This window comes from Archangium gephyra (genome assembly GCF_042230915.1).
GTDB lineage: Bacteria > Myxococcota > Myxococcia > Myxococcales > Myxococcaceae > Archangium > Archangium gephyra_B.
The window spans coordinates 3,990,806-4,015,916 of sequence record NZ_CP102578.1; the positions used below are offsets into that span (position 1 = coordinate 3,990,806).

Annotated in this window: 19 protein-coding genes; 7 read left to right on the top strand and 12 right to left on the bottom strand. The window is 68.8% G+C overall.

Features of this window, described 5'->3' with window-relative positions; genetic code table 11:
- Window positions 1–22: 22 nt before the first annotated feature.
- Entirely contained in the window at window positions 23–1,270 is a 1,248-nt protein-coding gene (locus NR798_RS16110) for an MFS transporter (protein ID WP_375772354.1), read from the top strand.
- A 139-nt stretch (window positions 1,271–1,409) separates the two neighbouring features.
- Window positions 1,410–2,828, top strand: a complete 1,419-nt coding sequence (locus NR798_RS16115; protein WP_375772355.1) for a protein-disulfide reductase DsbD family protein — start codon at window positions 1,410–1,412, stop codon at window positions 2,826–2,828.
- 177 nt (window positions 2,829–3,005) lie between these two features.
- On the opposite strand, the gene NR798_RS16120 is transcribed toward NR798_RS16115, so the two are convergent.
- Both NR798_RS16120 and NR798_RS16125 read right to left on the bottom strand, forming a co-directional pair.
- Window positions 3,006–3,368: a cupin domain-containing protein gene (locus NR798_RS16120; RefSeq protein ID WP_375772356.1), complete on the bottom strand. Its 363-nt coding sequence runs from the start codon at window positions 3,366–3,368 to the stop codon at window positions 3,006–3,008.
- A gap of 80 nt (window positions 3,369–3,448) precedes the next feature.
- The gene (locus NR798_RS16125) at window positions 3,449–5,719 is read right to left on the bottom strand and encodes a S41 family peptidase (protein ID WP_375772357.1); all 2,271 of its coding nucleotides are present in this window, start codon (window positions 5,717–5,719) and stop codon (window positions 3,449–3,451) included.
- A gap of 468 nt (window positions 5,720–6,187) precedes the next feature.
- Between NR798_RS16125 and NR798_RS16130 the strand changes: the two genes are divergently transcribed.
- Window positions 6,188–9,685: a protein kinase gene (locus NR798_RS16130; protein ID WP_375772358.1), complete on the top strand. Its 3,498-nt coding sequence runs from the start codon at window positions 6,188–6,190 to the stop codon at window positions 9,683–9,685.
- A 145-nt stretch (window positions 9,686–9,830) separates the two neighbouring features.
- Complete coding sequence (locus NR798_RS16135; protein ID WP_375772359.1) at window positions 9,831–11,444, top strand: glucan 1,4-alpha-maltotetraohydrolase domain-containing protein; 1,614 nt, start codon at window positions 9,831–9,833, stop codon at window positions 11,442–11,444.
- A gap of 97 nt (window positions 11,445–11,541) precedes the next feature.
- Here the strand turns inward: NR798_RS16135 and NR798_RS16140 are convergent, their stop codons facing one another.
- The 3 genes from NR798_RS16140 to NR798_RS16150 all read right to left on the bottom strand — a co-directional run bounded on the left by NR798_RS16140 (window position 11,542) and on the right by NR798_RS16150 (window position 13,308).
- Entirely contained in the window at window positions 11,542–12,081 is a 540-nt protein-coding gene (locus NR798_RS16140) for a DUF2378 family protein (protein ID WP_375772360.1), read from the bottom strand.
- Between the two features lie 94 nt (window positions 12,082–12,175).
- Window positions 12,176–12,766: a tRNA-uridine aminocarboxypropyltransferase gene (locus tag NR798_RS16145; protein WP_375772361.1), complete on the bottom strand. Its 591-nt coding sequence runs from the start codon at window positions 12,764–12,766 to the stop codon at window positions 12,176–12,178.
- Window positions 12,763–13,308, bottom strand: a complete 546-nt coding sequence (locus NR798_RS16150; protein WP_375772362.1) for a hypothetical protein — start codon at window positions 13,306–13,308, stop codon at window positions 12,763–12,765. The genes NR798_RS16145 and NR798_RS16150 overlap by 4 nt, the downstream gene beginning before the upstream one ends.
- Before the next feature lie 215 nt (window positions 13,309–13,523).
- Here NR798_RS16150 and NR798_RS16155 point away from each other — a divergent pair, with 215 nt between their 5' ends.
- Window positions 13,524–13,766, top strand: a complete 243-nt coding sequence (locus tag NR798_RS16155; RefSeq protein WP_375772363.1) for an arsenate reductase family protein — start codon at window positions 13,524–13,526, stop codon at window positions 13,764–13,766.
- Window positions 13,767–13,904: 138 nt separating this feature from the next.
- Here the strand turns inward: NR798_RS16155 and NR798_RS16160 are convergent, their stop codons facing one another.
- From NR798_RS16160 to rtcR, 6 genes are all read right to left on the bottom strand, one after another.
- Window positions 13,905–14,774, bottom strand: coding sequence for a DMT family transporter (locus tag NR798_RS16160; RefSeq protein ID WP_375772364.1), 870 nt, complete (start codon window positions 14,772–14,774; stop codon window positions 13,905–13,907).
- Window positions 14,775–14,913: 139 nt separating this feature from the next.
- A complete protein-coding gene (locus NR798_RS16165) occupies window positions 14,914–16,263 on the bottom strand; it encodes a hypothetical protein (protein WP_375772365.1) in 1,350 nt (449 codons plus the stop codon).
- A gap of 55 nt (window positions 16,264–16,318) precedes the next feature.
- Window positions 16,319–17,725 carry an MATE family efflux transporter gene (locus NR798_RS16170; RefSeq protein ID WP_375772366.1) on the bottom strand — a complete coding sequence of 469 codons (1,407 nt, stop codon included), beginning with the start codon at window positions 17,723–17,725 and terminating at the stop codon, window positions 16,319–16,321.
- A 67-nt stretch (window positions 17,726–17,792) separates the two neighbouring features.
- On the bottom strand, window positions 17,793–18,146 hold the full coding sequence (locus NR798_RS16175; RefSeq protein ID WP_375772367.1) for a hypothetical protein: 354 nt from the start codon (window positions 18,144–18,146) through the stop codon (window positions 17,793–17,795).
- Between the two features lie 183 nt (window positions 18,147–18,329).
- Window positions 18,330–19,661 (bottom strand): hypothetical protein, encoded by a 1,332-nt coding sequence (locus NR798_RS16180; RefSeq protein ID WP_375772368.1) that lies wholly within the window; start codon window positions 19,659–19,661, stop codon window positions 18,330–18,332.
- Between the two features lie 410 nt (window positions 19,662–20,071).
- On the bottom strand, window positions 20,072–21,700 hold the full coding sequence (gene rtcR / locus NR798_RS16185) for an RNA repair transcriptional activator RtcR (RefSeq protein WP_375772369.1): 1,629 nt from the start codon (window positions 21,698–21,700) through the stop codon (window positions 20,072–20,074).
- Between the two features lie 140 nt (window positions 21,701–21,840).
- Between rtcR and NR798_RS16190 the strand changes: the two genes are divergently transcribed.
- Window positions 21,841–23,076 carry an RtcB family protein gene (locus tag NR798_RS16190; RefSeq protein WP_375772370.1) on the top strand — a complete coding sequence of 412 codons (1,236 nt, stop codon included), beginning with the start codon at window positions 21,841–21,843 and terminating at the stop codon, window positions 23,074–23,076.
- A gap of 263 nt (window positions 23,077–23,339) precedes the next feature.
- A complete protein-coding gene (gene rtcA, locus NR798_RS16195; protein WP_375772371.1) occupies window positions 23,340–24,353 on the top strand; it encodes an RNA 3'-terminal phosphate cyclase in 1,014 nt (337 codons plus the stop codon).
- 19 nt (window positions 24,354–24,372) lie between these two features.
- Here rtcA and NR798_RS16200 read toward each other — a convergent pair whose 3' ends face one another.
- On the bottom strand, window positions 24,373–25,014 hold the full coding sequence (locus NR798_RS16200) for a glutathione S-transferase domain-containing protein (protein WP_375772372.1): 642 nt from the start codon (window positions 25,012–25,014) through the stop codon (window positions 24,373–24,375).
- Between the last annotated feature and the right edge of the window lie 97 nt (window positions 25,015–25,111).

Sequence of the window (25,111 nt, forward strand, 5' to 3'; positions counted from 1 at the left end):
GTTCTCCGCTAGGGTTCGAGAGGTGAAGAGGCTCTCGTACCGGAAGGTGGGGCTGCTCGGCGCGCTGTACTTCGCGCAGGGCATGCCCTACGGCTTTCAGGCCAAGGCGCTGCCCATCTACCTGCGCGCGGGCGGCGTGGATGTGCTGACCATCACCTTCCTCGAGGTGCTGGCGCTCCCGTGGATGCTCAAGGCGTTGTGGGCGCCCCTGGTGGACCGTTACGGCTCGGAGCGCATCGGCCGGCGCAAGTCGTGGATAGTGCCCATGCAGCTGGGCCTGGTGCTCACCTGCGCGGCGGCGGCCTTCGTGCCCCTCGAGGGCCGGCTGCCGTTGCTGCTCGGGCTCGTCTTCCTGATGAACCTCTTCGCGGCCACGCAGGACATCGCGGTGGACGGCTTCGCGGTGGATCTGCTGGAGCCCCATGAGCTGGGGGGCGGCAACTCGGCCCAGGTGATGGGTTACAAGCTGGGAATGCTTACCGCGGGGGGGCTGCTCGTCTGGATGATCGACGTCATCCACTGGCGGGGCCTCTTCCTGGCGATGGCGGCGCTGTCGCTGCTGGTGCTCGGGGTGGTGCTCGGGACGCGGGAGCCCCGGCGCACGGTGGAACCCGGAGCGAAGGATGAGCGGCTGTCCTGGTCCGAGCTGCGGGACAAGCTTCGCGCCGTGTTGCTGCTGCCCGGCACGGGGTGGATGTTGCTCTTCATCGGCACCTACAAGCTGGGCGAGACGATGGTGGACGTGCTCTTCAAGCTCTTCCTCGTCGATGCGGGCTTCAAGGCCTCGCAGATCGGCCAGTGGGTGGGGACGTGGGGCACGGTGGCGTCGTTGCTCGGCTCGGCCGCGGGAGGGCTGCTCGCCACGCGGATGCCGGTGCTGGGGGCGCTCGCACTCGCCTCGTGCCTGCGCGTGTTCCCGCTCGGGTGGGAGTGGTGGCTGGCGCTCCAGGGTCCCACCGAGACGGGCGTCATCGCCGCCACCGTGGCGGAGCACTTCTTCGGGGGGGTGCTCACCACCACGATGTTCGCGTTCATGATGTCGCGGGTGGACCGGCGCATCGGGGCCACGCACTACACGCTGCTGGCGAGCGTGGAGGTGATTGGCAAGGGCCCGAGCGGGCCCCTCGCCGGCCTCCTGTACTCCAAGCTGCACTGGAGCTACGCGCAGGTGTTCCTGCTCGGCACGGTGCTCTCGGTGGCCTTCGTGGGGCTCCTGGTGCCCTTGAAGCGCAGGGCGCCGGCGCCCTCGTCCGCCTCTCCCTCCGTGTAGGAGCCGTGGCCCCTGGGGAAGCCCGCCCCTCGGCCAAGGGACGAGGCGAAGGAGGGGGAGCGCGCACCCGGGAACAACCTCGGGTGCAACCACCGGCCGCTCGCGCGTATATAGGGGGCCGCGAGGTGACAGGAGCGACATGGACGCGAAGAAGAAGGTGGGAATCATTGCGGCGGTACTCGGACTGGCCGTGGCGGTCGTTCCCTGGCTCCTCCCGACGGGCCCGAGCTCGGGGTTGGACGCAGCGCGCTTCCTCGAGTCCGGCAGCTTCGTGCTCGGCGCGGCGGCGGTGTTCGCCGGGGGCCTGCTCACCGCGATGACGCCCTGCGTCTACCCGCTCATCCCCATCACCGTGTCCGTCTTCGGGGCGCGCAAGGCCGAGGGCCGGGGCAAGGCGCTCGTGCTGACCAGCGCCTACATCATCGGCATGGGCGTGGTGTTCAGCGGGCTGGGCGTGCTGGCGGCGAAGACGGGACAGGCCTTCGGCTCGATGCTGGGAAGTCCGGTGGTGGTGACGGGCCTGGCGCTGTTCCTCCTGCTGCTGGCCACCTCCATGTTCGGCGCCTTCGAGCTGGCGCTGCCCCAGGGGCTGCAGCAGCGGCTCAACTCGGTGGGCGGCTCGGGCCTCACGGGCGCCTTCCTCATGGGGAGCGTGTCCGGCTTCCTCGCGGCCCCGTGCACCGGGCCGGTGCTGACGGGCCTGCTGGCCTTCGTGGCCAAGTCGCAGAGCACGGTGCTGGGCGCGGTGCTGCTCTTCATCTACGCGCTGGGCATTGGCGTGCCCTTCTTCCTCATTGGCGTCTTCACCGTGCGCCTGCCCCGGGGCGGGGTGTGGATGGAGTGGGTGAAGAGCGTGCTGGGCATCGTGCTGGTGGCGCTCGCCATCTCGTACCTCCGGGACGGCTTCCCCGCGGTGGGCGGGGCGGTGAAGGGCGTGGCCGAGCAACTGGGCCGGACGCCGGGTGCGCTCATCGCCTCGGTGCTGGCGGTGGTGGGCGTGCTGCTGGGCGCCATCCACCTGTCCTTCAAGGAGGGCGCGCGGGACTTCACGCTCAAGGGCTTCGGCGTGGCGCTGGTGGTGGTGGCGCTGGTGCTGCGTGGCGGCGCCATGGACGCGAAGTCGGCGGGGGCGCTCTGGGTGTCGCTCGGGGTGATGGAGGCGCCCAAGGCGCCCACCTTCGAGTGGCACGCGGTGCTGCCGGCCAAGGGCAACAGCTTCTCGCCCGAGTCCCTCGAGCAGGTGCTGACCCGCGCGAAGAGCGAGGGCCGGCCGGTGATGATCGACTTCTTCGCGGAGTGGTGCGCGGCCTGCAAGGAGCTGGACCGGGAGACGTACCCGGCCGTCGAGGTCATCAGCGAGTCGGGGCGCTTCATCAACGTGAAGGTGGACGCGACGAACAGCGATGACGCGCTGGACGCGCTGATGGAGCGCTTCGGGGTGGAGGGCCTGCCCACGGTGGCCTTCATCTCGTCCAACGGGGAGATGCTGCGCGCCCCGAGGGTGACGGGCTTCCTCGAGCCGCGCTCCTTCGTCGTGGAGATGAAGAAGGTCGATTAATCCCCTTCAGGGAAGTGACCCACTGTCCCCTCTCCCTTCGGGAGAGGGTCAGGGTGAGGGTGCCCGGGCCCGTTCTTCAACCCGTGGCCCGCAGTGGGGGCAGGGGGTTCAACCCGGGTTCACCCGATACCCTAACCCCGTCCCTCTCCCGGGGGGCGAGGGGAAATGGCCGCGGGCTTACGCGTCGCGGTGGACGGTGTCGGGCGAGAAGGCCGGCAGGCAGATGGCGATGTACTCGGCGCCATCGGCCTCGGGGGTGCTGTAGCGGACCCACTCGCCGGGCTCGGTGATGACGGCCTGGCCCGCGCGCACGTCCAGCTGGCCGCCCTGGTGCTCCACGCGCAGCACGCCCTTGATGACGACGGTGATCTCGCGGAACTCGGGCGTCTGGCCGGGCTCCAGCCACCCGCCGGGGCTGCGCATGTGGGCGACGCTCAGCTCGGCCTGCTTCGTGTTCACCCGCCCCACGTACTCGTCGATCAGCTTGGGCTTGTTGCCCGCGGCGGTGACGCGCGTGGGAGCGGGAATGAGGGTCGGCATGTCTCTCTCCGGGGTAGGGGGACGGTGCGCTGGAAAGCTACCAGCGCCCGGCCCTCCCCGGGGGACAAGTCCCGGTGCTCCTACCGGAACGAGTCGCCGGCCACCGCCGCGCTGCCGCCCCGCAGGTACTCCAGCGCCTTGTCCAGCACCTCGTCCCTGCCGGCCTGGATGCCCAGGAGCGTCGGCCGCACGAAGACCTGGGGCCGCAGGCCCACCCGCTGCAACTGGCGGCCGTCCACGTGCCGCACGTCGTGGCCGGTGAAGATCATCGAAATGCCACCGGGCAGCACCAGGTCCGTGATGTCGCCGTTGGCGCCCGCGCTGGGGCTGCCGATGAACGTGGTGCCGTTGGCGGCCTCGAAGAACAGGCCCGTGTGCTCGGACTGGCTGATGGCGCGCTCGTCGATGAGCATCACCGTCTTGCCGCGGTACAGGGGCACGTCCGCCTTGGGCAGCTCCTGGATGAACTTGTACCGGCCGGTCGTCTCGGCCGCCGACACGACGTTGCGCTCGAACACCGCCGCCTGCCGCGCCTTGCGCGTGTTGAGGTACGGCGCGATGGCCCAGGCCGTCCCGTTCGGGTAGCCGCGCATGTCGAAGACGATGGCCTTGGTGCCCTTGAGCTTCTCGAACATGGCCGCCACCTCGGACGTCTGCAGGCGCGTCAGGTCCACGTAGCCGGTGTTGTCCGCCAGCACGCGGTACGCCTCGCCCTGCTTGGGCTTCTGCAGCGACTGGATGCTCCGGGTGAAGCGCACCTGCTTCGTCTGCCCGCCGTCGCGCACGCCCAGCGTCGCCTGGGAGCCCTCGGGCCCCGCCAGCGCCTTGGCCAGCAGCCGGTGCCGCAGGTGCACCGGGTGCGAGGCCGTCACATACGGCTCCAGCGCCTTCATCCGCTCGGCCAGCGGCTTGCCGTCGATCGTCTCGATGACCATGCCCCGCGCGAGCCCCGGCGCGGCCTCCGCGTTCCACACGCTCATCACCACCGCCGCGCCGTCGAGCTCCATCGCCTCGAAGGGCGCACTCACGCCAGTGATGCCCCGCTTCTCCAGCTCGGGGTGGCCGCGCAGGTTGGTGTGCCCGTCCTGCACGAGCGTGCTCATCTCCGCCACCGCGAGCGCGTACTCCGACGCGTCCTTGGCCTTCTCGAACTTCGGCAGGAACGTGGTCAGCGCGCCGTCCCAGTCGCGGCTGAGCAGGTGCTTGTACGGGTAGAAGAAGTGGATGACGTTCCACAGCCGGAAGAGCGCGAGCAGCCGGTACTCGCGGCTCGGGTAGAGCATCTCCTCGTACTTGCGGTCCGCCTGCCAGCGGGCGGGGGGCAGCTCGGCCTCGCGCGCCGCCTTGCCCTTCTTCGCCGGCTTCTTCGCCAGGTCGAGCGCCTTCTGGAGCGTCTCGTCCTTGTCCGAGCGCGCGCGCTTGGGCAGCACGGCGTCCGCGCGCATGGGAATGCCCAGCTCGCTCAGCCGCACCGAGGCCGTCAGCCCCGCGCCGAGCTCCACCTGCGTCTGGTCCACCACCGCGCCATCGTCCAGCCGCCCCTCGGTGACGAGCTGCGCCAGCCCCTGGGCCTTCATCGTCAGGGCGCGCGCATCCAGGTACGACTTGTCATCCAGCAGGAAGATGACCGGGCGCGCCTTGTCCGCCTTGGGGGCGAGCTCCTCGCCCGCCGTGGTGAGGAACGAGGTGGTGTAGCCGCCGCTCGTCCCACCGAGCGTCTGGGCGCGGTAGCCCGAGTGGAACACCGTGCGCTCGCCGGGGACCTGCAGCTCCTCGCTGATCAGGAACGGCAGGAGCCGGCCGAGCGCCGTGGACATGGACCAGACGGCGTTGGGCTCCAGCCCCCGCGCGCGCAGATCCACGATGACGGCCTTGGCCTTGGAGATGTCCGGGCGCAGCTCCTCGGGCCGGGTGCGCAGGGTGGCCATGACGGCGGAGTCCCTGACGGCGCGCAGATCCAGCACGAGCACGTCCTTGGCCTCCCAGGTGCGCAGCTCGCGGACCGGGACCGAGGGCCCCTTCTGCGTCCCCTCCTGCTGCTCGTCCGGGCGCAGGATGCGCGTGGCGGGATCCTTCAGCTCGTCCAGCATGTCCTGCACGGCCGCGGCGTAGGCCGCGCGATCCTTGGCGGCCTCCACCCGGGGGATGGCGGCCACGAGCGCGGCATCCCAGTCGATGTTCTTGTAGGCCAGCGCGGGATGGCGGTAGCGCACCTGACCCCACAGCCGGGCCAGGCTCTCCAAACGCTCCTCCCGGGAGGGCAGGGCCTTGGGGGTGGGCTCCGCCGCCGACGCGGTCCATGCGGCGAGGCCGAGGGCCAGAGCGAGACTCGTGAGAAGGGTGCGCAGCATGTACCTTCCTGGAAGAAGAACGTCTTGGGTCCCAACGGTATCGCACCACCCGCGCTCCACCGAAGTGGGGAGTGTGGTCGCGGCGCCGGGGGACCCGCTGGGAGCGCCTGCTTGCCCGCACCCGGAGTGCGGGCCGGGGAGGGGGGTGTGAACCATTTCACACCGTTGGAGTGAGCCAACTCACAGCGCCAGCCGAGCGGCCATGAGAAGGTGCTTTCAGAAAACGGGGGGCGGTTCCGCAGAGCGAGGGGGCTTGCACTTCGGAGCTGAGAATACCCCAGGAGGCGCCTTGCAGTGCAAAGGGGGGAGGCGCCTCTGGATTCCCGCGAGGTCCGGGGGGGCACGCGGGACTCTACGTGGCCCGCTTCTTGATGCCGGGGGGCATCGGGAAGCGGGCCGCGGTTTTTTTTGGGGCTAGACTCACGGACGCCACGAGGGCTCGCACGGTTGCGGCCCGGGGAGGCATCCATGAGCCAGACCATGCGGCAAGAGGGAGCCGGTCCCACGGAGGGGCCGGACGCATCCATCTCCGGGAGCGCGGCGACGTTCGTGCACCCCCGCCCGCCGGACACCGGCTCGCCGGGTGAGTCCACCCTCGGCACCGCCACCACACTGCACGCGGGCGTGAACGTGGCCGCCCTCGAGGCCTCCGAGGCGGCCCCGGGCGCGACGCTGCCGGTGGTGGACCCGTCCCATTACGCCATCGCCGGAGAGCTGGCCCACGGTGGCATCGGCCGCATCCTGCGCGCGAGGGACCTGCGGCTGGACCGGCCCGTGGCCATCAAGGAGATGCTCGCGCCGGCCCGCGAGGCCGAGTCGCGCTTCGTGGCCGAGGCGCTCGTCACCGCGCGCCTGCAGCACCCCGCCATCGTGCCCGTGTACGAGGCGGGGCGCTGGCCGGGGGGAGAGCCCTTCTTCGCCATGAAGCTGGTGTCGGGCCGCTCGCTGGCGGACGTCATCGCCGAGCGCAAGACGCTCGAGGAGCGCCTGGCGCTGCTGCCGCACGTGCTCGCGGTGGCCGAGGCCATGGCGTACGCGCACTCCGAGCGCATCATCCACCGCGACCTCAAGCCGGCCAACGTGCTGGTGGGGGCCTTCGGCGAGACGGTCGTCATCGACTGGGGCCTGGCCAAGGATCTGTCGCGCGAGCACGGCCCCGGGTCCGAGGGGGCCAGCGGCACGGGCATGGGCACGGCCTCGGACTCCGAGGACGGGGGCATGACGCGGGTGGGCACGGTGATGGGGACGCCGGCGTACATGCCGCCGGAGCAGGCCGCGGGCCACCCGGTGGACGAGCGCGCCGACGTGTACGCGCTGGGCGCCATCCTCTACCACCTGCTGGCGGGGGTGCAGCCGTACGACGGGGGCTCTTCGGGACAGGTGTTGCAGCGGGTGGTGCAGGGCCCGCCGCCGCCGCTCTCCCAGCGCGAGCGGTGCATTCCGGTGGACCTGGTGGCCATCGTGACCAAGGCCATGGCGCGAGAGCCCGCCGGGCGCTACGCCTGCGCGCGCGAGCTGGCGGAGGATCTGCGGCGCTTCCAGACGGGACAGATCGTCGGGGCGTACGAGTACTCGCGGGTGGAGCTGCTGCGCCGATTCGTCCGGCGCTACCGGGCCGCCGTGTCGGTGATGGGCGTGGCGGCGGCGCTGCTGGCGCTGCTGGGCGCGGTGAGCGTCGGCCGCATCCTGGACGAGCGGGATCGGGCCGAGCGCAAGCAGGTGGAGGCCGAGTCGGCGCGCCGCGAGGCGGAAGAGGCGCGGCAACAGGCACTGGCGAAGGCCGACCAGCTCACGTTGGTGGAGGCCCGCCGCGCCGTGGAGTCGGATCCGCTCGCGGCCATCCGCCTGCTGCGCGGCCTGTCTCCCGGGTTCACCCGCTGGCCGGAGGTGCGCACGCTCGCGGCGGATGCCCGGGCCCAGGGCTTCGCCACCGTGCTGCGCGGCCACAGGGAGGTCATCAACGCGCTCCTCTTCTCGCCCGAGGGCCGGCGCCTCGTGAGCAGCAGCGATGACCACACCCTGCGCCTCTGGGACCTGGAGAAGGGCACCCACCAGGTGCTCTCCGGCCACACCGACGAGGCCTGGCGGCTCGCGCCCTTTCCCGATGCGCGCGGCTTCGTCTCCAGCAGCAAGGACGGAACGCTCCGCCAGTGGGACCTGGAGACGGGCGAGGGCCGGCTCTTCGCCACGCTCGCCGGCCCCGTGTCGGCGCTCGCCGCCTCCGCGGATGGCCGCTACCTCCTGGCCCACAGCCGCGTGGATGACCAGCTCTTCGTCTGGGACCGGAAGGGCGGTGCACCGCGCACGTTCGCCACGGGGCACGGAGGCGTCGAGGAGCTGATGGTCTCGCCAGACGGCGGATACGTCCTCTTCCGCACCACCCCCGGCAAGCGCGCGGTGCTCGGGGACCTGACGCGCGGCACCTTCCGGCCCCTGGAGGATGGCGGGTACCTGACGGCCATGGCGCTCTCCCCGCGCGGCGAGCTGGCCGCCGTGGTGGGGCGTGACGGCACCTTGCGCGTCTTCGACACGCGCACCGGCAACCCCCGGCCCCTGGGCGAGCACGCCGTCAAAGCCTCGGCGCTCACCTTCTCGCCCGACGGCGGCGGGCTGGTGTTCGCGAACCTGGAGGAAGAGGTGCGGTTCCTGGACCTGGCCACCGGGCGCAGCCGGATGCTCGGACGCCAGGAGGGGATGATCAACGGCCTCGGCTTCTCTCCGGATGGCCGCTACGTCACCGCCTATGGCAAGGGCCCCATCGCGCACCAGTGGAATGTCTCGACCGGCAAGGCCCGTGTCCTGCTCGCGTCTCCGGAGGCCATCTACACGCTCCGCTACGCTCCGGATGGCCGCCACCTCGCCGCGGGCAGCTCCGATGGCACCATCCGCCTGTTCGCCGTGGACATGGAGCTCCATCGCGTCCTCGCGACGGCTCCGGCGCCCCTCGTCGCGCTGAGCCGCTCCACGGATGGCACGCGGCTGGCCACCCTGGACAAGCAGGGGACGCTGCGTGTGTTGGACCCGGCGGCCGGGACGCTCGTGCGCGAGGAGCGCGGCTGTGCCCTCGTCCCACCGGTGTTCTCCCGGGATGGCCGGTGGCTCATGTCCGCCGGGAGCGGCCACCGGCTCCACCTGCGCAACGGCAGCACCGGGCGCCTGGAGCGCGACCTCCCGGGCCATGCCCGTCCCATCACCACGCTCGACGTCTCGGGAGATGGCCGATGGCTGGCCTCGGCGGACGAGGACGGCGAGGTGCGGCTGTGGGAGATCAGCTCCGGTGCGGTGCGTGTACTCGGCCGCCATGAGAAGAAGGTGTTCCGGGTCCTCTTCTCGCCGGACGCGACGCGGCTGGTCTCGGTGGGGCAGGACAAGGCGGTGTGGACGTGGGACGTGGCCTCGGGCAAGGGCCGGCGCCTGGGGCTCCACGACGACGAGGTCCGCGCCGTGGCCTTCTCCCCGGATGGGCGGCGCTTCGTCACCGGGAGCATGGACCACACCCTCCGCCTCTGGAATCCGGAGAGTGGCCTGGTGTGGCGCAAGGACTCGAGCGGGACGGGACTCGAGGAGGTCCTCTTCTCGCCGGACGGCAGGCTCGTGGTGGGCAGGAACCGGCATGATCCCCGCCTGCGGCTCTGGGACGCGGAGACTGGCGAGCCCCAGGAGCCTCCGCTCCGGGGCCATGTCTCCGATGTCCTCGATATCGCCTTCTCGCCGGACGGTACGCGGCTGGCCGCCACGGCCGCGGACGAGAGCGTGCGGCTGTGGGACCTGAAGACCCGGGCGCACCGGGCGCTCCAGGGGCACACCGGGGCGGTGACGGCGGTGGAGTTCCTCCCGGATGGCCAGTCGCTCGTCTCCATCGGCGACGACGGCGACGTGCGGCTCTGGCCGGACGACCTCCCCTGGGAGCCCCTGGCCCTGCTCGACTGGATGGCAGCGGTGAAGGGCTCCGAGCCGGAGCCGTAGTCACGGGTCATCAGAAGCCGGGAAAGGCCAGAAAAGCCCTGGAGCGCCTTGACTTCACGCTGCGCGCGCCAATCAAGTGACGCGCGGCGAAAGTGGTGGAAGGGGACCGCTCGCCCTCGAACCTCCCCGTCAGACGAGACACGAGATGAACCGCTCCATGCTGTCGTCATGCGCCGCACTGGTGCTGGCCTGGCTGGCACCGGCAGGGCAGGCCACCGCGGCCACCCAGCAGGCCCAGGCCAGCTCGGCCATCATGGTCCAGGGCTTTCACTGGAACTCGGCCAACGCCACCAGTCCCAACTGGTACAACGTGCTGCAGGGCAAGGCGGGCGATCTGGGAGCCATGGGCTTCACCCACGTGTGGCTCCCACCGCCCACCGACGCGAGCTCCACGCAGGGCTACCTGCCGCGCCAGCTCAACGTCCTCAACTCGCGCTATGGCAGCGAGACCGACCTGAAGAACGCCATCACCGCCTTCTCCAACGCCGGCGTGAAGTCGGTGGCGGACGTGGTCATCAACCACCGCGTGGGGACGACGGGCTGGTACGACTTCACCAACCCCGCCTGGGGCACGTACGCCGTCGCCGCCGGTGACGAGTGCAACTGCTCCACGGGTGCCGCGGACACGGGGGACAGCTACGGCGCCGCCCGCGACATCGATCACACCAACGCCGTCGTCCAGACGGACATCAAGAACTGGCTGAGCACCCGGCTCAAGGGCGTGGGCTTCAGCGGCATCCGCTACGACTATTCCAAGGGCTACGGCGCCAGCTACGCCAAGCTGTACCACGACGCCATGCAGCCGGACTTCTGCGTGGGGGAGATCTGGACCGACCTCAACTACGCCAACGTGGATGCGCACCGGCAGCTGCTGATGAACTGGGTGGACGGGACGCAGGGCACGTGCGGCGTGTTCGACTTCACCACCAAGGGCCTGCTCAACCAGGCGCTGGCCTACAACGAGTACGGGCGGCTCAAGGACGCCACGGGCAAGCCGGCGGGTGGCATCGGCTGGTGGGCGCAGAAGATGGTGACGTTCGTGGACAACCACGACACCGGCCCGAGCGAGTCCTGTGGCAACGGGCAGAACCACTGGCCGGTACCCTGTGACAAGGTGATGCAGGGCTATGCCTACGTGCTGACGCACCCGGGCATCCCCTCGGTGTACTACGCGCACATCTACGACTGGGGCCTGCGGGCGCCCATCAAGGCGCTGATGGACGTGCGCAAGGCGCAGGGCCTCACCTCGACGTCCACGGTGGCCATCCAGCGCGCCGAGAACGGCCTGTACGCGGCCATCATCAACGGCAACACGGCGATGAAGATCGGCGCCACGGACTGGAACCCGGGCACGGGCTGGACGCTGGCCGTCTCGGGGTCGGGCTACACGGTGTGGACGAAGGGCACCACGGGCGGAGGCTCGTGCACCACGGTGCCGGTGACCTTCAGCATCGCCAACGCCAACACCACCCTCGGGCAGGATCTCTACGTGGTGGGCAACCAGACGCAGCTGGGCAACTGGGCTCCGGCCAACGGCTTCAAGCTGACCATCCAGGGCACGGGCGCCAACGCCACCTGGAGCGGCACGGTGAACCTCAGCCCCGCCACCGCCATCCAGTACAAGTTCGTCAAGTACAACGCCTCGACGGGGGCGGCGGTGTGGGAGAGCAACGCGCCCACCACCAGCGGCAACCGCGAGGCCACCACGGCGGCCTGCGGCAGCTCCACCACGCTCAACGGCGGCAACTTCCGCTTCTGAGCCAGCCGTCCCTCCGGCCGCGCGCTTCACCAACTGGTCCGACTGTCGGACCAGTTGCTCGAGCTCGGGCCCGGAGGGTCTCCCCGCCGGGCGCCGCCTACTCTCCCCAGGAGATGCGGAAGGTGGCCTCGCCGCTGGCCGTGCTGGCGGCGAGCGTCACCGAGAGCCCCCGGGCACCCGCCCGCTCCAGGGCCTCGGTGAGCAGGCCCCGGAAGTAGGCGGTGCGCAGGGCGTAGTTGAACCACAGCTCGTAGGTGCTCGGCCCCACCTTGCGCAGGCGCGTCTCGGTGTAGTTGTTGGCGCTGCGGAAGTTGCGGCTCATGCGCTCGAGCGTGCGGTGCGGCCCGAGCAGCTTCGTCACCGAGAACACCGCCTTGCCCATCAGCGTCTCCTGGTAGGAGCGCATGAAGGCCCGGCCTAGCTCGAAGCCCGCCTCCTCCTGGGGCAGGTCCGGCCAGAGCCGTCCGGTGATGAAGTCGATGAGCGCGGTGTACGTCTCCACCGGGTACGCGGGCAGCAGCGGCTTGCTCGGGTCGACTCCCAGCGCCGCCAGCCCGGGGACATGCTCGGGCGCGAGCGGCTGTCCCAGCACCCGGAGATTGCTCTGCACCGTGTAATCGAAGATGAGCTTCTGCATCGCGCCGCCCACACTACCACTGGGAGTGTGCCCGTGACGCCTACTCGACACTCGGTCAACTGGCCGCACTGCCCGTGGCGCACTGCGGCGAAGCTCACTCGTCGTCGTCGAGGCGGCCGCGGGCGGCCAGCACCCGGTCGATCATCAGCTCGTGGAGCGCGTAGAGGGGGCGTGCCACCTCCTCCCCCTCGAGGACGGAGATGGCTCCGGCGATGGCCTCCACGGTGGACATGCCATAGGGGTGGGGTGAGCGACGCAGGCGCCGGGCATCCGGAGGGGGAGGGGGCAGGGCGAGTCCGGGCAGCCGGCGCAGCTCGGGGAGGCGCTGGTACATACGCCGGGCCTGCGTCCAGTTGCCATCCAGCACCACCAGCCGTTCGGGCGGGGGCGTGCCGGGCGGGGGCGGCTGGGCATCCGGGAAGAGCAGCCAGGTGCCCGGCGCGGTGAGCACCGAGACGTCGAAGGGCTGGCCCGGGGCCCCATAGGTGAGGATGTCGCACTGGGCCAGGGCGAGCCCCGCCAGCCGGGCCGTGTTGGTGGACTTGTGCGCTTCCTTGTTGTGGCGGATGACGAGGAAGCGGGTGCGCGTCCGCAGCCGGGGCACCTCGGCACAGAGGCAGAGGGCGGTGGGCAGGTAGCAACCGGGACAGCGGCCGGCGAGATCCGCCGGGGTACGAGACCTCATTTGCCCTGACGATAACGCTGCATCAACTCGCGCGCCTCGCGCAGCTTGGTCTCGACGAAGCGGTCCTCGGCGTCCATCTCCTCGTCCGTGTCCAGACCGAGGTGGAAGAGGGCCGAGAGGCTGGCCGGGTTGACGTCGAGCCACTCGGCGGTGCGGTCGAGCACCTTGCGGCGGAGGCCGGCGAAAGTCTCTGGGCTCTCGTCGGGCAGGCAGCGGCAGATGCGGGCCGAGTCACTGCCCACGTCCACGTAGAGCCCGAGCACCTCGGTGTCCAGCTCGGTGGCGATGGCGGAGGCGGCCTCGGTGACATGGGCGGCCAGGGCGTGCGCGGCGGAGCGCTCGGTCATGGAGCGCACCAGATAGACGCGCCAGCCGGCCTCTCCGAGCGTACCGGCGGCCTCGAGGGGGGCGAGCTCGGCGGGGGGAGCGGAGATGCGCGTGAGGACGCGGCGCACGGGTGCCTCGATGTGCTCGAGCTGGGCGCTCGAGGTCGGGCAGAAGAAGACGACGCGGTACTCGCGGCTATCGACAGAGGGTTCCATGAGGGTACTGCTCCCGCGGGCACGGACGGACGGGGCCAGCCAAAGAGGACCACTCCCCCGTACCCGAGCGCAAGCGGGGAATTGAGGGAGTGCGAGGGGACTGCTACACGGGAGGCATGTCCATCACGCTCTATATCAAGAACGGTTGAACGGGTTGTAAGTCAGCGCGGGAGTTTCTCGCGCAGAAAGAAGTGCAGGCGGAAGTGCGGGAGTTGGTGAAGAAGCCGCTGAGCGAGGCCGAGGTCCGGGCGCTGGCGGCGAGGATGGGCGGCGTGCGGGAGCTGATCGCCCCCAAGAGGAAGGGGGAGCTGGGGGCGCTGGGGGAGGAGGAGCTGGTGAAGCACCTGGCGGCGAACCCCAACCACGTGCGCAGGCCGCTGATCGACACGGGGAGCCAGTTGCTGGGGGGCTTCACCGCGGAAGTCCGGGCCGCGCTGGAGAAGCAACTGAAGAAGTAGGAGCAGCGCCCCACCCAGCAACCCCCCAAGACCCCCACCCAAGAACCACTCCCTCTCCCCTCGGGAGAGGGTCGGGGTGAGGGTGCCCGCCCCCGTCCTCCAGTCCGTGCCTCACTTCGAGTCCCCGGTCCCCATGGGTCACCCCGTACCCGTGGGGGCCGGAGCGGGCCGAGTAGAGGCACGGGACTCGCTGGCGACCCAGGCGCCGGAGACGAGGACGATCCCCCCGCCGAGAAGCCCCAGGGGCCCGAGGGCCTCGCCGAAGACGAGCACGCCGAGAAGCGCGGCGGTGAGCGGCTCCAGGTACGTCAGGGCGCCGGCGGTGGCGGTGGGGACGTGGCGGAGTCCGGAATAGAACAGGCTGTTGGCGACGATGCCGCACAGGACGGTGCCGGCGGCGACGTAGAGGAGGCTCGAGTCGAGTGCGGGGGGCAGTGCGCCGCGGCCGAAGACGAGCAGCAGCAGGAGGCCGGAGGGGATGGCGTGGAGGGAGTTGATGGCCAGGGGCGAGAAGGAGCGGGCGGCCTCCTTGGAGGCGAGGACGTTGGCCATGAAGAAGAAGGCGCTGGCGCCGCCGAGCAGGGCGGTCCAGGGATCTGCGAAGCCGTCCTGGGGAGTGCCGAGGATGAGGGCGAGGCCGGCGAGCGTCAGGGGCGCACCGAGGAGGGCGCGGGGGGAGCGGCGCTCGCGGAGGACCCAGGGGGCGGCGAGGGCGATGAGGAGGGGGGCGAGGTAGTGGGTGAGGACGGCGACGGTGACGGGCCCGCGCTGGACGGCGGCGAAGTAGAGGGCGGCGTTGGCGGCGTCGCAGACCGAGAGCACGCCGAGGGCGAGGGTGGCGCGGCGGTCGCGGAAGGCCTCGCGGCGCAGGACGAAGGGGGTGGGCAGGGCCATGATGGCCATCATGAGCAGGGCGCTCTGAGGACCGGTGAGCCCCGTGGGCCGCAGCACGAGAGGCCAGCACCCCCAGAGGGTGGTCCCCACGGCGACCATGACGAAGTACCTCACGAACCCTCCAGACAGGTGGGGGCGCGCGGGCCCCCGGTGAGGGCGCGGACAGTAGCCGAGGCCCCCGGTGTGCGCGCGGGCGGAGTGGACGGCGCCAGGGGCCCGGAAGCCTGCTCTCCCGGGGAGCGGGCGGAGCGGCTCAGCCGATGCGGCCGATCTCCGCGCCGCGCTCGTAGACGGTGATGGGGCCGTCCTCGGAGACGTTGATGGCCACGCCGCGGAAGCTGGCGCGCCAGGCGGCGAGGGCGCGGGCCCCGGGCATGCTGGGCTCGCGCACACCGAGCCGGGCGATCTCCTTGGGACTGGAGACCATGCAGGCGATGTCGAGCACGCTGCCGTCCTGGTCGAGCACGACGGCCCCGTCGGTGGCGGCGGCGGCGGTGATGACCTGGCGCTGGGCCCAGATGGAGATGTTCTGGCCGCGGAGGCTGCGGCGCAGGTGGCTGTTGGCGGCCAGGGGGTGGCCGTGGTCGGGGATGAGGTCGGTGAGCTCGGTGCGCGAGTCGAGCAGACAGAAGAGGGCGCCGGTGCGCTCGTAGGCCAGGTCCATGGCGGCGCGGAGCACGCCGATGACGACGTCCTCGCGGAAGCGCGAGGAGATGCGCTCGTGGAGGGCCTCGTAGTCGAGGACGCGCCAGTGGCCGTGGGACTTCTGGAAGACGGAGCCCTTGCCGCTGAGGATGAAGAGGTCGTTCTGGGGCGAGGTCACCAGCGCGACGTCATGGGTGGCATGGGCGAGCACGGCCTGGACGGGGACGAGCGTCTCGTGCGGGGCGTAGCGCAGGGCGGCCTCGTTGCGGTCCACCTCGGCGAGCGAGATGAAGCCGATGATGGTGCCGGACTGCATGCTGGCGAGCAGGGCGACGCGGCGGCCGTCGACGACGGTGCGGATCCACTTCTCGCGCAGCAGGGCGTTCTCGATGGAGAGGCCGCCGGGCAGGGGGATGAACTTGTTCTGGAGCTTCTGGACGAGCCGGTTGGCCTTGCGGGCGATGATGAGGCAGTGGCGGACGTTGCGGCCCTCGTAGGTGAGGGCCATGGAGTCCTCCATGGCGCGGACCCAGTTGGACATCTTGTGGGGCCGGTAGTTGAGGTAGCGGGCGACGGCGCGGCGCAGCCGGGTCTGCTCGAGCGCGGCCCAGTGCTCGTCGAGGCTCCTGGCGGAGGAGACGTGGGTCAGGTCGTCATTGAAGACGCGGCAGAAGGAGCGGGCGAAGTGGCTGTCGCTGACGCGGACGGAGCGGCGCAGGTCGATGAGGAGGCCGGCCTGGGGCGTGGGCTGATCGAAGTAGAGGAGGGCGGCGAGGCGGCGCTCGTCGAGCGGGAGTACCTTGGGTTTGAGCGCGGCGCGCGGGCCGAGCTCTTCCACGTGCGCGGCCAGCTCGTCCGAGGAGAGCGAGGACGTGGTGCTGCCGGGGAAGATGTCCTTGAAGGCGGTGGCCAGCGAGGCGAGAGCATCGATGACGACCAGGGGCCTGCGCGTTCGCATCGGGGGGCATTCTAGACAGGCCGGCCGGAGTTCCCCCACAAAACGGCAGGGGGCTTCAACCGGCGGCGGCCACCGTGGCGGGCTGCTCCACCGCCGGTCCGACGAGCGACTGCCGCTCCCAAGCCCGGCTCCTCCACCGGAACCAGAAGACGATGCCTCGGGTCCACTCGTCCGCCGCGACGGCGAGCCAGACGCCGGCCAGTCCCAGGTTCATCTTGAAGACGAACAGGTAGCCCAGGGACAGGCTGAGGCAGGCCATGGAGAGGAAGCCCATGTAGACCGTGAAGGTCGCATCTCCGGCGGCCCGCAGGGCATTCACCAGGACGAGGTTGAAGGAGCGCCCGGTCTCGAGGACGAGGCTCAGGACGATGACCTGGGAGGTCAGCCGGATGATGTCGCCATTGTCCGTGAACAGCTCGACCAAGGGCTTGCGGAGCAGGATGGCGACCACATCCACCAGGACGGTGATGGCCACGCTCCACTTGAGGCTGCGCAGGGCCTGCCGGTACGCGTCCTCCCGGCGGTTCGCCCCCACCAGCCGCCCGATGATGATGGACGTCCCGATGCCGATGGCGAGGCTGAACAGGAAGACATACTGGGAGATGGCATGGGCGTACTGCCGGGAGGCCAGGGCCTCGGAGCCGAGGAAGGTGACGTAGTAGAGGAACACCGTCTGGCAGGCGTGGTAGGTCATCTGCTCGACGGCGGAGGGGACGCCCACCTTGAGGATCTTCCGGATGTAGTCGCCCGGGAAGGCCACGTAATCCCGAGGCGCCATCCGGACGTCCATCACCCGGTAGAGCATCCAGACGAAGACGGCGAGCGCGACGGAGCGGCTCAGGACGGTGGAGATGGCGGCCCCGGCCACGCCCAGCTCCGGGAAGCCGGCCTTTCCGAAGATGAGCAGGTAGTTGCCGAGCACGTGGACCACGTTCATGCCCAGCGAGACGTACATGGACTGCTGGGTGAAGCCGTAGGTGCGGATCAGGCTGGAGAAGACGTTGATGAGGGCCTGGATGAAGAGGAATCCGCCCGCGATGCCCATGTACGTCCGCGCATGGGCCAGCACCGGGCCCTGCAGGTTCATGTGCGTCAGGATGGTGTCGCCCAACAACAACAGGCCCGCGCTGACCACGAGCCCGATCAGGAAGTTCAACGTGATGGAGAGGGCGGAGATCCGGGCGGCCTCCTGCGCTCTGCGGGCACCGATGTACTGGGCCACGACGATGGAGGCGCCGTTGCTGATGACCTCCATGATGAGGATGCACAGGAAGATGTACTGATTGACGACGCCGACCGCGGAGACGGCATCGTCGGAGACGCCGCTGAGCATCAGCGTGTCCGCCGTGCCCATCAGCATGAACAGCAGGAACTCCAGGAAGATGGGCCACGTCAGCCGCAACAGCCCCAGCGTAGGTTGTTCGGATGCCGTTCCAGGATGCAGGGCCGTCTCGCTCGTCACGCGCGGGCGTTTCTCATGACTCGACCCCGGCGTCGAGCGACCCGTAGGCGCTTGTCTGCCTGCTCTCTCAGGCCATCCCGGAGGCCCCGCGTCCCGCCACGTCGGCCCAGCTCAGCTCGAAGCGGGCGAGGTACTTCCGCAGCCGGTCCGCGTCGTTGACGCTCTTCTTCTGCGAGCGCGACTGCGCGAAGAGGGCCCGGCCCGCGTCGGACAGGGTACGCGCCTGCCGGCACACGGCGAGCACCTCCGCGAGCTGCGCCCGATCGAACCGGTCCAGCGCTTCGGCGCGCTCCTCCTGCCCGAGCACCTCCACCACGAGGTCCACCGCCGCCTGCTGCCTCGGCCCGCTCTTCGCCCAGGCCGCGCGCAGCCTAGGGCGTGGGCTGGTCGAGGTAGAGGAGGGCGGCGAGGTGGCGCTCATCGAGCGGGAGCACCTTGTGCGCAGCCAACTCGTCCGACGAAAGCGAGGATGTGGTGCTGCCGGGAAGATGTCCTTGAAGGCGGTGGCCAGCAAAGACGGTTAGACTGAAACCCTCCTTCTCTTGAGCAAGCCCTCGAATCTCGTGCGTCCAAGGGCAGACGGTATTTATGCCTAATAGTGGTGTTAGGAGCCTGTTGCAGGCGGTTTGGGGGCTTTCAGCGGAGTAACGGCAGGATCGGGTGGGCCAAAATCAAATACTGCCCAATCGTCATCCAAATCATCGTTCTTCTCAATGCGAATCGATTGAATTGTGCGCCCCTGTCGCGCCATGACGTCAAACACGGTTACCCATCCATCGCCGGCTTGGTGTGCTTTCAAGAAATCTTCCTGTGATACTTTCCCGGCAAGATAGCTCAGGAGCCCACGAGCAGAAATGCGGATTGTATTGTTTTTCATGGAGAATGAGCCAAAAAAAGAGCGACCCTCGCGACGCCAGTGACTGTCTAGGTGGTTTAATGCGTTGATGCTGGTGTTGATTGGGGCAGGAAGGTGCGCATGAACTGCATTCAAGCAGTCGATGGCCCATTGCTCAAGAGATGGTGCTGCCACGGAACTGCTCAAGTACGTTTTTGATTTTATATAAGGGCCCGAGATTCCTCGCCCTGGGCGGTAATCCTCTTGTGTGAAAATGACTAAGACAAAGGAAATGGAAGAGCTTGCGTTAAGGAAGCTTTGAATAATGTGATCCGCACTGAGCCATCCTCCGCTGGTTTGGTGCTCGGCCAGGTCCGTGTCTGCAGCGCAAAGAATGATGCCTTTGGGGTTTGTGTTTTGAATTTGTTTTAGCTGCTTTGATTTGCGTTTTAATGTGTTGTGGATGGGGTTGTTTGTGGCGGAGTAAGATGTTTCAAAGGATGGGCACGATATCGAGAAGAAAGGCTGGCCTGGAACATACCCAATTTTCAGTGCGGTTGTTCCGTTGTACTTGGAGTAGTTGTGTCTAAGATCTGGTGCGGCTTTGCACTGTTCGAGAAATTCTAAGAATTCGGTTCCAAATAGAGCCGGTATGTTGTGCTTGGAGGGGAGCTTTAGGCGCATTACTTGCCGACCAGGCTCTCCTTCAAGATCTCCATCTACGCTTATTGAGAAGCGGTTGGCTTCAAGATTGGTCTTGCGAACCCGTGTGAGTAATTGTTCTTCGATGAAATCTACGGGATTTGCATCCTTGCGTCCAACTTCTGAGACCGTTGCGATATCGGCAATAAAGCTGGGGTGAGATGCGTTCTGCCTTGCGAACCACAGGTCGATCCTCCGTGGACCCCCCAAGTCCGGTTCGTGGCGTACAGTCCCTAGTTTGCTGAAGGCGTTCAGAATGGCGACCTCCCACTCAAAGTCCAGAGATTGCTCGTTCGCTGCATTTAGAGCGCGCACTTGTGCTTGGGCTTGCTCTTCACTTACGAAAGCTGCGTTTTGGTTCAATATGCGCTGAAGGCTGCGTCTTGAAAAAAGGGCCATGTTGCTGTCTTGCGAAAAGGGCTATTGGGGTGTTGATGACTGAAGTTTAATGTAATGGGCTAGTTTGACGTAAGCTGTGTGGAATTCCATGAGTCAACGATGCTGTCTTGATGGAAGTCCGGTATTGGAGAACAGCAGATGGTCTACGGGAGGCGGTGAGATTCTACAAAACGAATTCGATGCATTCGGTTCGACCTTTCGAAGGTAAGAGTCGCAAGAGTATTCGCACTTTGGGAAGGGCTTGAGCCCTGTTCCGCCTCTGATGGTACTAACGCTTTCCTGAAGCGTCTTGCTCCATGGAGGCGAAGTTCCGGGATGTGACATGTCCGGGCGCACCGTGAGCTGATAATGCCTCGTGACGCTGTGACTCATGCGCCTCGGTTACTGGGCTCGCTGCTTTACTCAGGCTATTAGACGACCCCTGGCCCCGTCACGTCGGCCCAGCTCAGCTCGAAGCGGGCGAGGTACTTCCGCAGCCGGTCCGCGTCGTTGACGCTCTTCTTCTGCGAGCGCGATTGCGCGAAGAGGGCCCGCCCCGCGTCGGACAGGGTGCGCGCCTGCCGGCACACGGCGAGCACCTCCGCGAGCTGCGCCCGATCGAACCGGTCCAGCGCCTCGGCGCGCTCCTCCCCGAGCATCTCCACCACGAGGTCCACCGCCGCCTGCTGCCTCGGCCCGCTCTTGGCCCAGGCGGCGCGCAGCCGTTCGAGCTCCTCGTCCACGCCCTCGCGGGTGATGCGGCCACCGGGCGCGAGCGTCGCCATCCGCAGCACCGCCGCGTTGAGATCCCTGAAGTTCCCGCTCCAGCGCGCCTCGGGCGAGGTGGCGAAGCGCAGGAAGTGCTCCTGCGCCTCCTTGTTCATCGTCACCCGCGTCTCCAGCGCCTGCGAGGCCTGGTCCAGCTCGTAGAGGAGGTTGGGCGGGATGTCCTCGGGCCGCTCGCACAGGGGCGGCAGCCGGAAGGTCCACAGGTTGATGCGCGCCAGCAAGTCCTCCCGGAAGCGCCCGCGCTCCACCTCGGCCTGCAGGTCCCGGTTGGTGCCCGCGATGAGCTGGAAGTCACTCTCCGCCTCCTTGTCCGAGCCCACCGGCAGGAAGCGCTTGTCCTCGAGCGCCCGCAGCAGCATGGCCTGCTCGTCCGCGCCCAGCTCGCCAATCTCATCCAGGAACAGCACGCCGCCGTGGGCCTGGCGCAGCAGCCCCGGCCGGTCTCCCACCGCCCCGGTGAAGGAGCCCTTCACGTGGCCGAAGAGCGCGGACATGGCCCCATCCCCGCGCAGCGTGGCGCAGTTGATGTCCACGAACGGCCCATTCACGTGCCGCCGCGTCTTCTTCAACTGGTAGATGCGTTTGGCGAGCTGCGACTTACCCGCCCCGGTGGGCCCGGTGAGCAGCAGCGGGGCGCGCGAGCTCGTGGCCACCTGTTCAATGCGCTCGATGAGCCGGTTGAAGGCCGCGTTGTGCGTGTCGATGCCCGCCTTGAGGAAGGACAGGCCCGCGCGCTGCTCCTGCTCGAAGCGCCTCGCCAGCGTGTCGTACTTGGAGAGGTCCAGGTCGATGATGGCATGCACGCCCGGCCGCCCCTGGTCCCGGACTCCCTGGGGCGGTGACGTCTGCACCAGCCTCCCGGGGATGTGCCGGCTCTCCACCAGGAGGAACATGGAGATCTGCACGATGTGCGTCCCGGTGGTGATGTGGACGAGGTAGTCCTCGTGCTCGGGGTGGAACGGGTAGGCCTTCGCGTAGTCGAGCAGCGCGCCGTACGTCTCCTCCAGGTCCCACGGGTTCCGGATGTGCAGCTCGGTGGGGCGCACCTGCGTCTCCGGGGACACCTGGGCGATGTCCTCCTGGACGGTCTGCATGAGCTCGGCATGTCCCGGCAGCGCGAGCAGTTCAAACCGGTGCACCAGCAGATCCTCCTGCTGGCACAGCCCCACGGTGGGGCGCCACTTCTCCCACCGCTTGGGCCCCCGCCCCATGTCGAGCGTCGTGCCCAGCATCCCGAACACCACCGTCTCGCGCGTCCGCGTCTTCGCCATGCGGATAGGACTTTATCCCAACGGATAGGAAATGGGGCAGGGGATGGGGGTCCTCCCTCGAGAAATGGGCTGGCACGCGCCCTGCTCTACCTCCTCGCGTGCCCGGCACGGCCCGGGCGAACGGACTGAAGGAGACGGTCATGCAGACGCAGCGCGGCTACGAGGTGGTGTCGAACGAGGCGGGTGGGGTGCCCATCAAGGCGTGGACGGTGGGCGTGCCGTTCGAGGACGAGGCGAAGAAGCAGCTGCGCGCGATGGCGTCCCTGCCGTTCGTCCACAAGTGGATCGCCGTGATGCCGGACGTGCACCGCGGCTTCGGCGCGACGGTGGGGAGCGTGGTGGCGACGGCGGGCGCGGTGATTCCGGCCGCGGTGGGCGTGGACATCGGCTGCGGGATGATCGCCGTGCGTACCACGCTGCGCGCGGAGCAGCTCCCGGACTCGCTCGGGAAGGTGCGCTCGGCCATCGAGAAGGCGGTGCCGCACGGCCGTACCGACAACGGCGGCCGCAATGACCGGGGCGCGTGGCAGGACTCGCCCGCCATGCACCGTGACGCCTGGGCCCACCTGAAGCCCGGCTACGACGCCATTCTGGCGAAGCACCCGCGCCTGGGCCGTGGCCCGGACCTGGGTCACCTCGGCACGCTGGGCACGGGGAACCACTTCATCGAGGTGTGCCTGGATGAGGCCGGCCAGGTGTGGCTGATGCTGCACAGCGGCTCGCGCGGGGTGGGGAACCGGATTGGAAGCCACTTCATCGAGCTGGCGAAGGAGGACATGCGCCGCTTCTTCATCCACCTGCCGGAGGCGGACCTGGCGTACCTGCCCGAGGGGACGGAGTACTTCGAGGACTACCTGCACGCGGTGAGCTGGGCGCAGGAGTACGCGGCGATGAACCGCGAGCTGATGCTGCGCTCGGTGGTGGAGGCGCTGAAGGCGAGTGGTGAGCTGCCGGCGTTCGAGCTCACCGAGGCGGCGGTGAACTGCCACCACAACTACGTGGCGCGCGAGCACCACTACGGGAAGAACGTGTTCGTGACGCGCAAGGGGGCGGTGCGGGCGCGCGAGGGGGACCTCGGCATCATCCCCGGCAGCATGGGGGCGCGCTCGTACATCGTGCGAGGGAAGGGGAACGCGGAGGCCTTCCACTCGTGCAGCCACGGTGCGGGCCGGGTGATGTCGCGTGAGGCGGCGAAGCGGCGCTTCACGCTGGAGGACCACGCGAAGGCGACGGCGGGCATCGAGTGCCGCAAGGACGCGGAGGTCATCGACGAGACGCCCGGGGCGTACAAGCCGATCGACGCGGTGATGACGGCGCAGGCGGACCTGGTGGACGTGGTCCACACGCTGCGTCAGGTGGTGTGCGTGAAGGGTTGAGGGAGTGAACGAGAGGGGTTCCCGACGAGGAGGGACACATGAGGGGATAAAGACACTGAGATGCCCGCTCTCTCCGAGACTTCGGTCGCCAGGATGAGGGAGCGGGCATCGCTACGTGCGGGCAGTGGCCGCCGCGCTATTCTCCTCCGCGTCATCTCCCTCCGCATCACCTCCCCGCGTGCCATCCCCTCTCCCCCCGGGAGAGGGTCGGGGTGAGGGTGCCTGGGACCTTGGGTTGGCTCAGTGGAATTGAGGGTTCTGTGATGATTCGCATCGATGGTTCGAAGGGAGAGGGGGGAGGGCAGGTGCTGCGCACGTCGCTGGCGCTGTCGCTGGTGACGGGGACGCCCTTCCAGATGGTGAATATCCGTGCGGGGCGCTCGAAGCCGGGGCTGCTGCGCCAGCACCTGACGGCGGTGAAGGCGGCGGCGGCGGTGGGGGACGCGGAGCTGGAGGGGGCGGAGCTGCACTCGAAGGAGCTGACGTTCCGGCCGAGGAGCCTGAAGTCGGGGGACTACCACTTCGCGGTGGGGACGGCGGGGAGCGCGACGCTGGTGCTGCAGACGGTGCTGCCGGCGTTGCTGGGGGCGAGCGGGCCGTCGACGCTGGTGCTCGAGGGAGGGACGCACAACCCGGCGGCGCCGCCGTTCGACTTCCTGACGAAGGCGTACCTGCCGCTGGTGCGGCGGATGGGGCCGGGCGTGGAGGCCACGCTGGAGAAGTACGGGTTCTTCCCGGCGGGGGGAGGGAAGTTCGAGGTGCTCGTGCAGCCCGCGCCGCTGAAGCCCTTGCACCTGATGGAGCGGGGGAACGTGGTGCGGCGGCAGGCGACGGCGATGATCGCGCAGGTGCCGTACGACGTGGCGAAGCGGGAGCTGGAGACGGTGGGGCGGACGCTCGGGTGGCTTCTGGAGGAGCGGCGGGTGGAGGAGCTGAAGCGCTCGGCGGGGCCGGGGAACGTGGTGTGCCTGGAGGTCGAGAGCGAGCACGTCACGGAGGTGTTCACCGGGTTCGGGGAGCGGGGCGTGCGAGCGGAGGACATTGCCGGGGCGGTGGCGGAGGAGGCGCGGGTCTACCTGGAGGCCGGAGTGCCCGTGGGGCACCACCTGGCTGATCAACTCATGCTGTTGCTGGCGCTGGCCCGAGGGGGCTCGTTCCGGACGCTGCCGCTCGACGGGCATGCGCAGACGCAGCTCGAGACGTTCGCGCACTTCCTGGACGTGAAGGTCTCGGTCGAGGAAGTGTCACCGCAGGTGAGAGAGGTCTCGGTGCGGTGAGTCTTCTTCGCTTCGGCCTTCACGTGTCGAAGCCAAACGTGGTCTCGCCGATGGAGGCGCGCGCCGCGAACTGCTGACAGAACTTGTTCAGCTCGGGATAGGGGGCCGTCGGCAAGACGTCCCGGAACTCCAGGTGGCTCACGAGGCAGAAGAGCGTGACTTCCAGGTAGCTCAGGTCCCGAGGCTGCGGGAGCGCGGCGAGCACGGACGTCGCGTTGTCCTCCAGCCACGCCATCATGTTGATCAGGCTCTGCCGCATTTTCGTGTGATGAGCGCTGTCGCCGGTGCCACCCAGCTTGCCCATGATCAGCGACACTTCCGTCGACATGGCCTGAAGAACGAGCTCCTGTGCATTGGCAAGCAACGGCTCGTCGTGATCCTCCGGCCAGACCACGCGGGGTCTGGGGCTCGACCGCCGCCATAGCTCACGACAGACATTGAGAGAGCCGAACCAGACACCTCGGGGCGTCTGCAAGGACGGGATTTTGAGCGCGGGGTTGCCGCCGTAATCCTCCGGATTGGAGGACATGAGATCGCGCACCACCCGGAAGGAGTAGTCGACGTGCAACTCCGCGGCGAAGATCCGCGTGACGCGCGTGAAGTGTGAGCTGGAGCGGCCGATGATGACGGGCTTGGCGGATTCTTCGAGCGCAGCGGGCATGCGTGTTCCTCCGAGCCGGGAATGATACGCGGCAACGGGAGGCGTTTCCCGCGCGGTGTTGGAACAGGGCATTGCTTCCACCCCCTGGGAGAGGGGA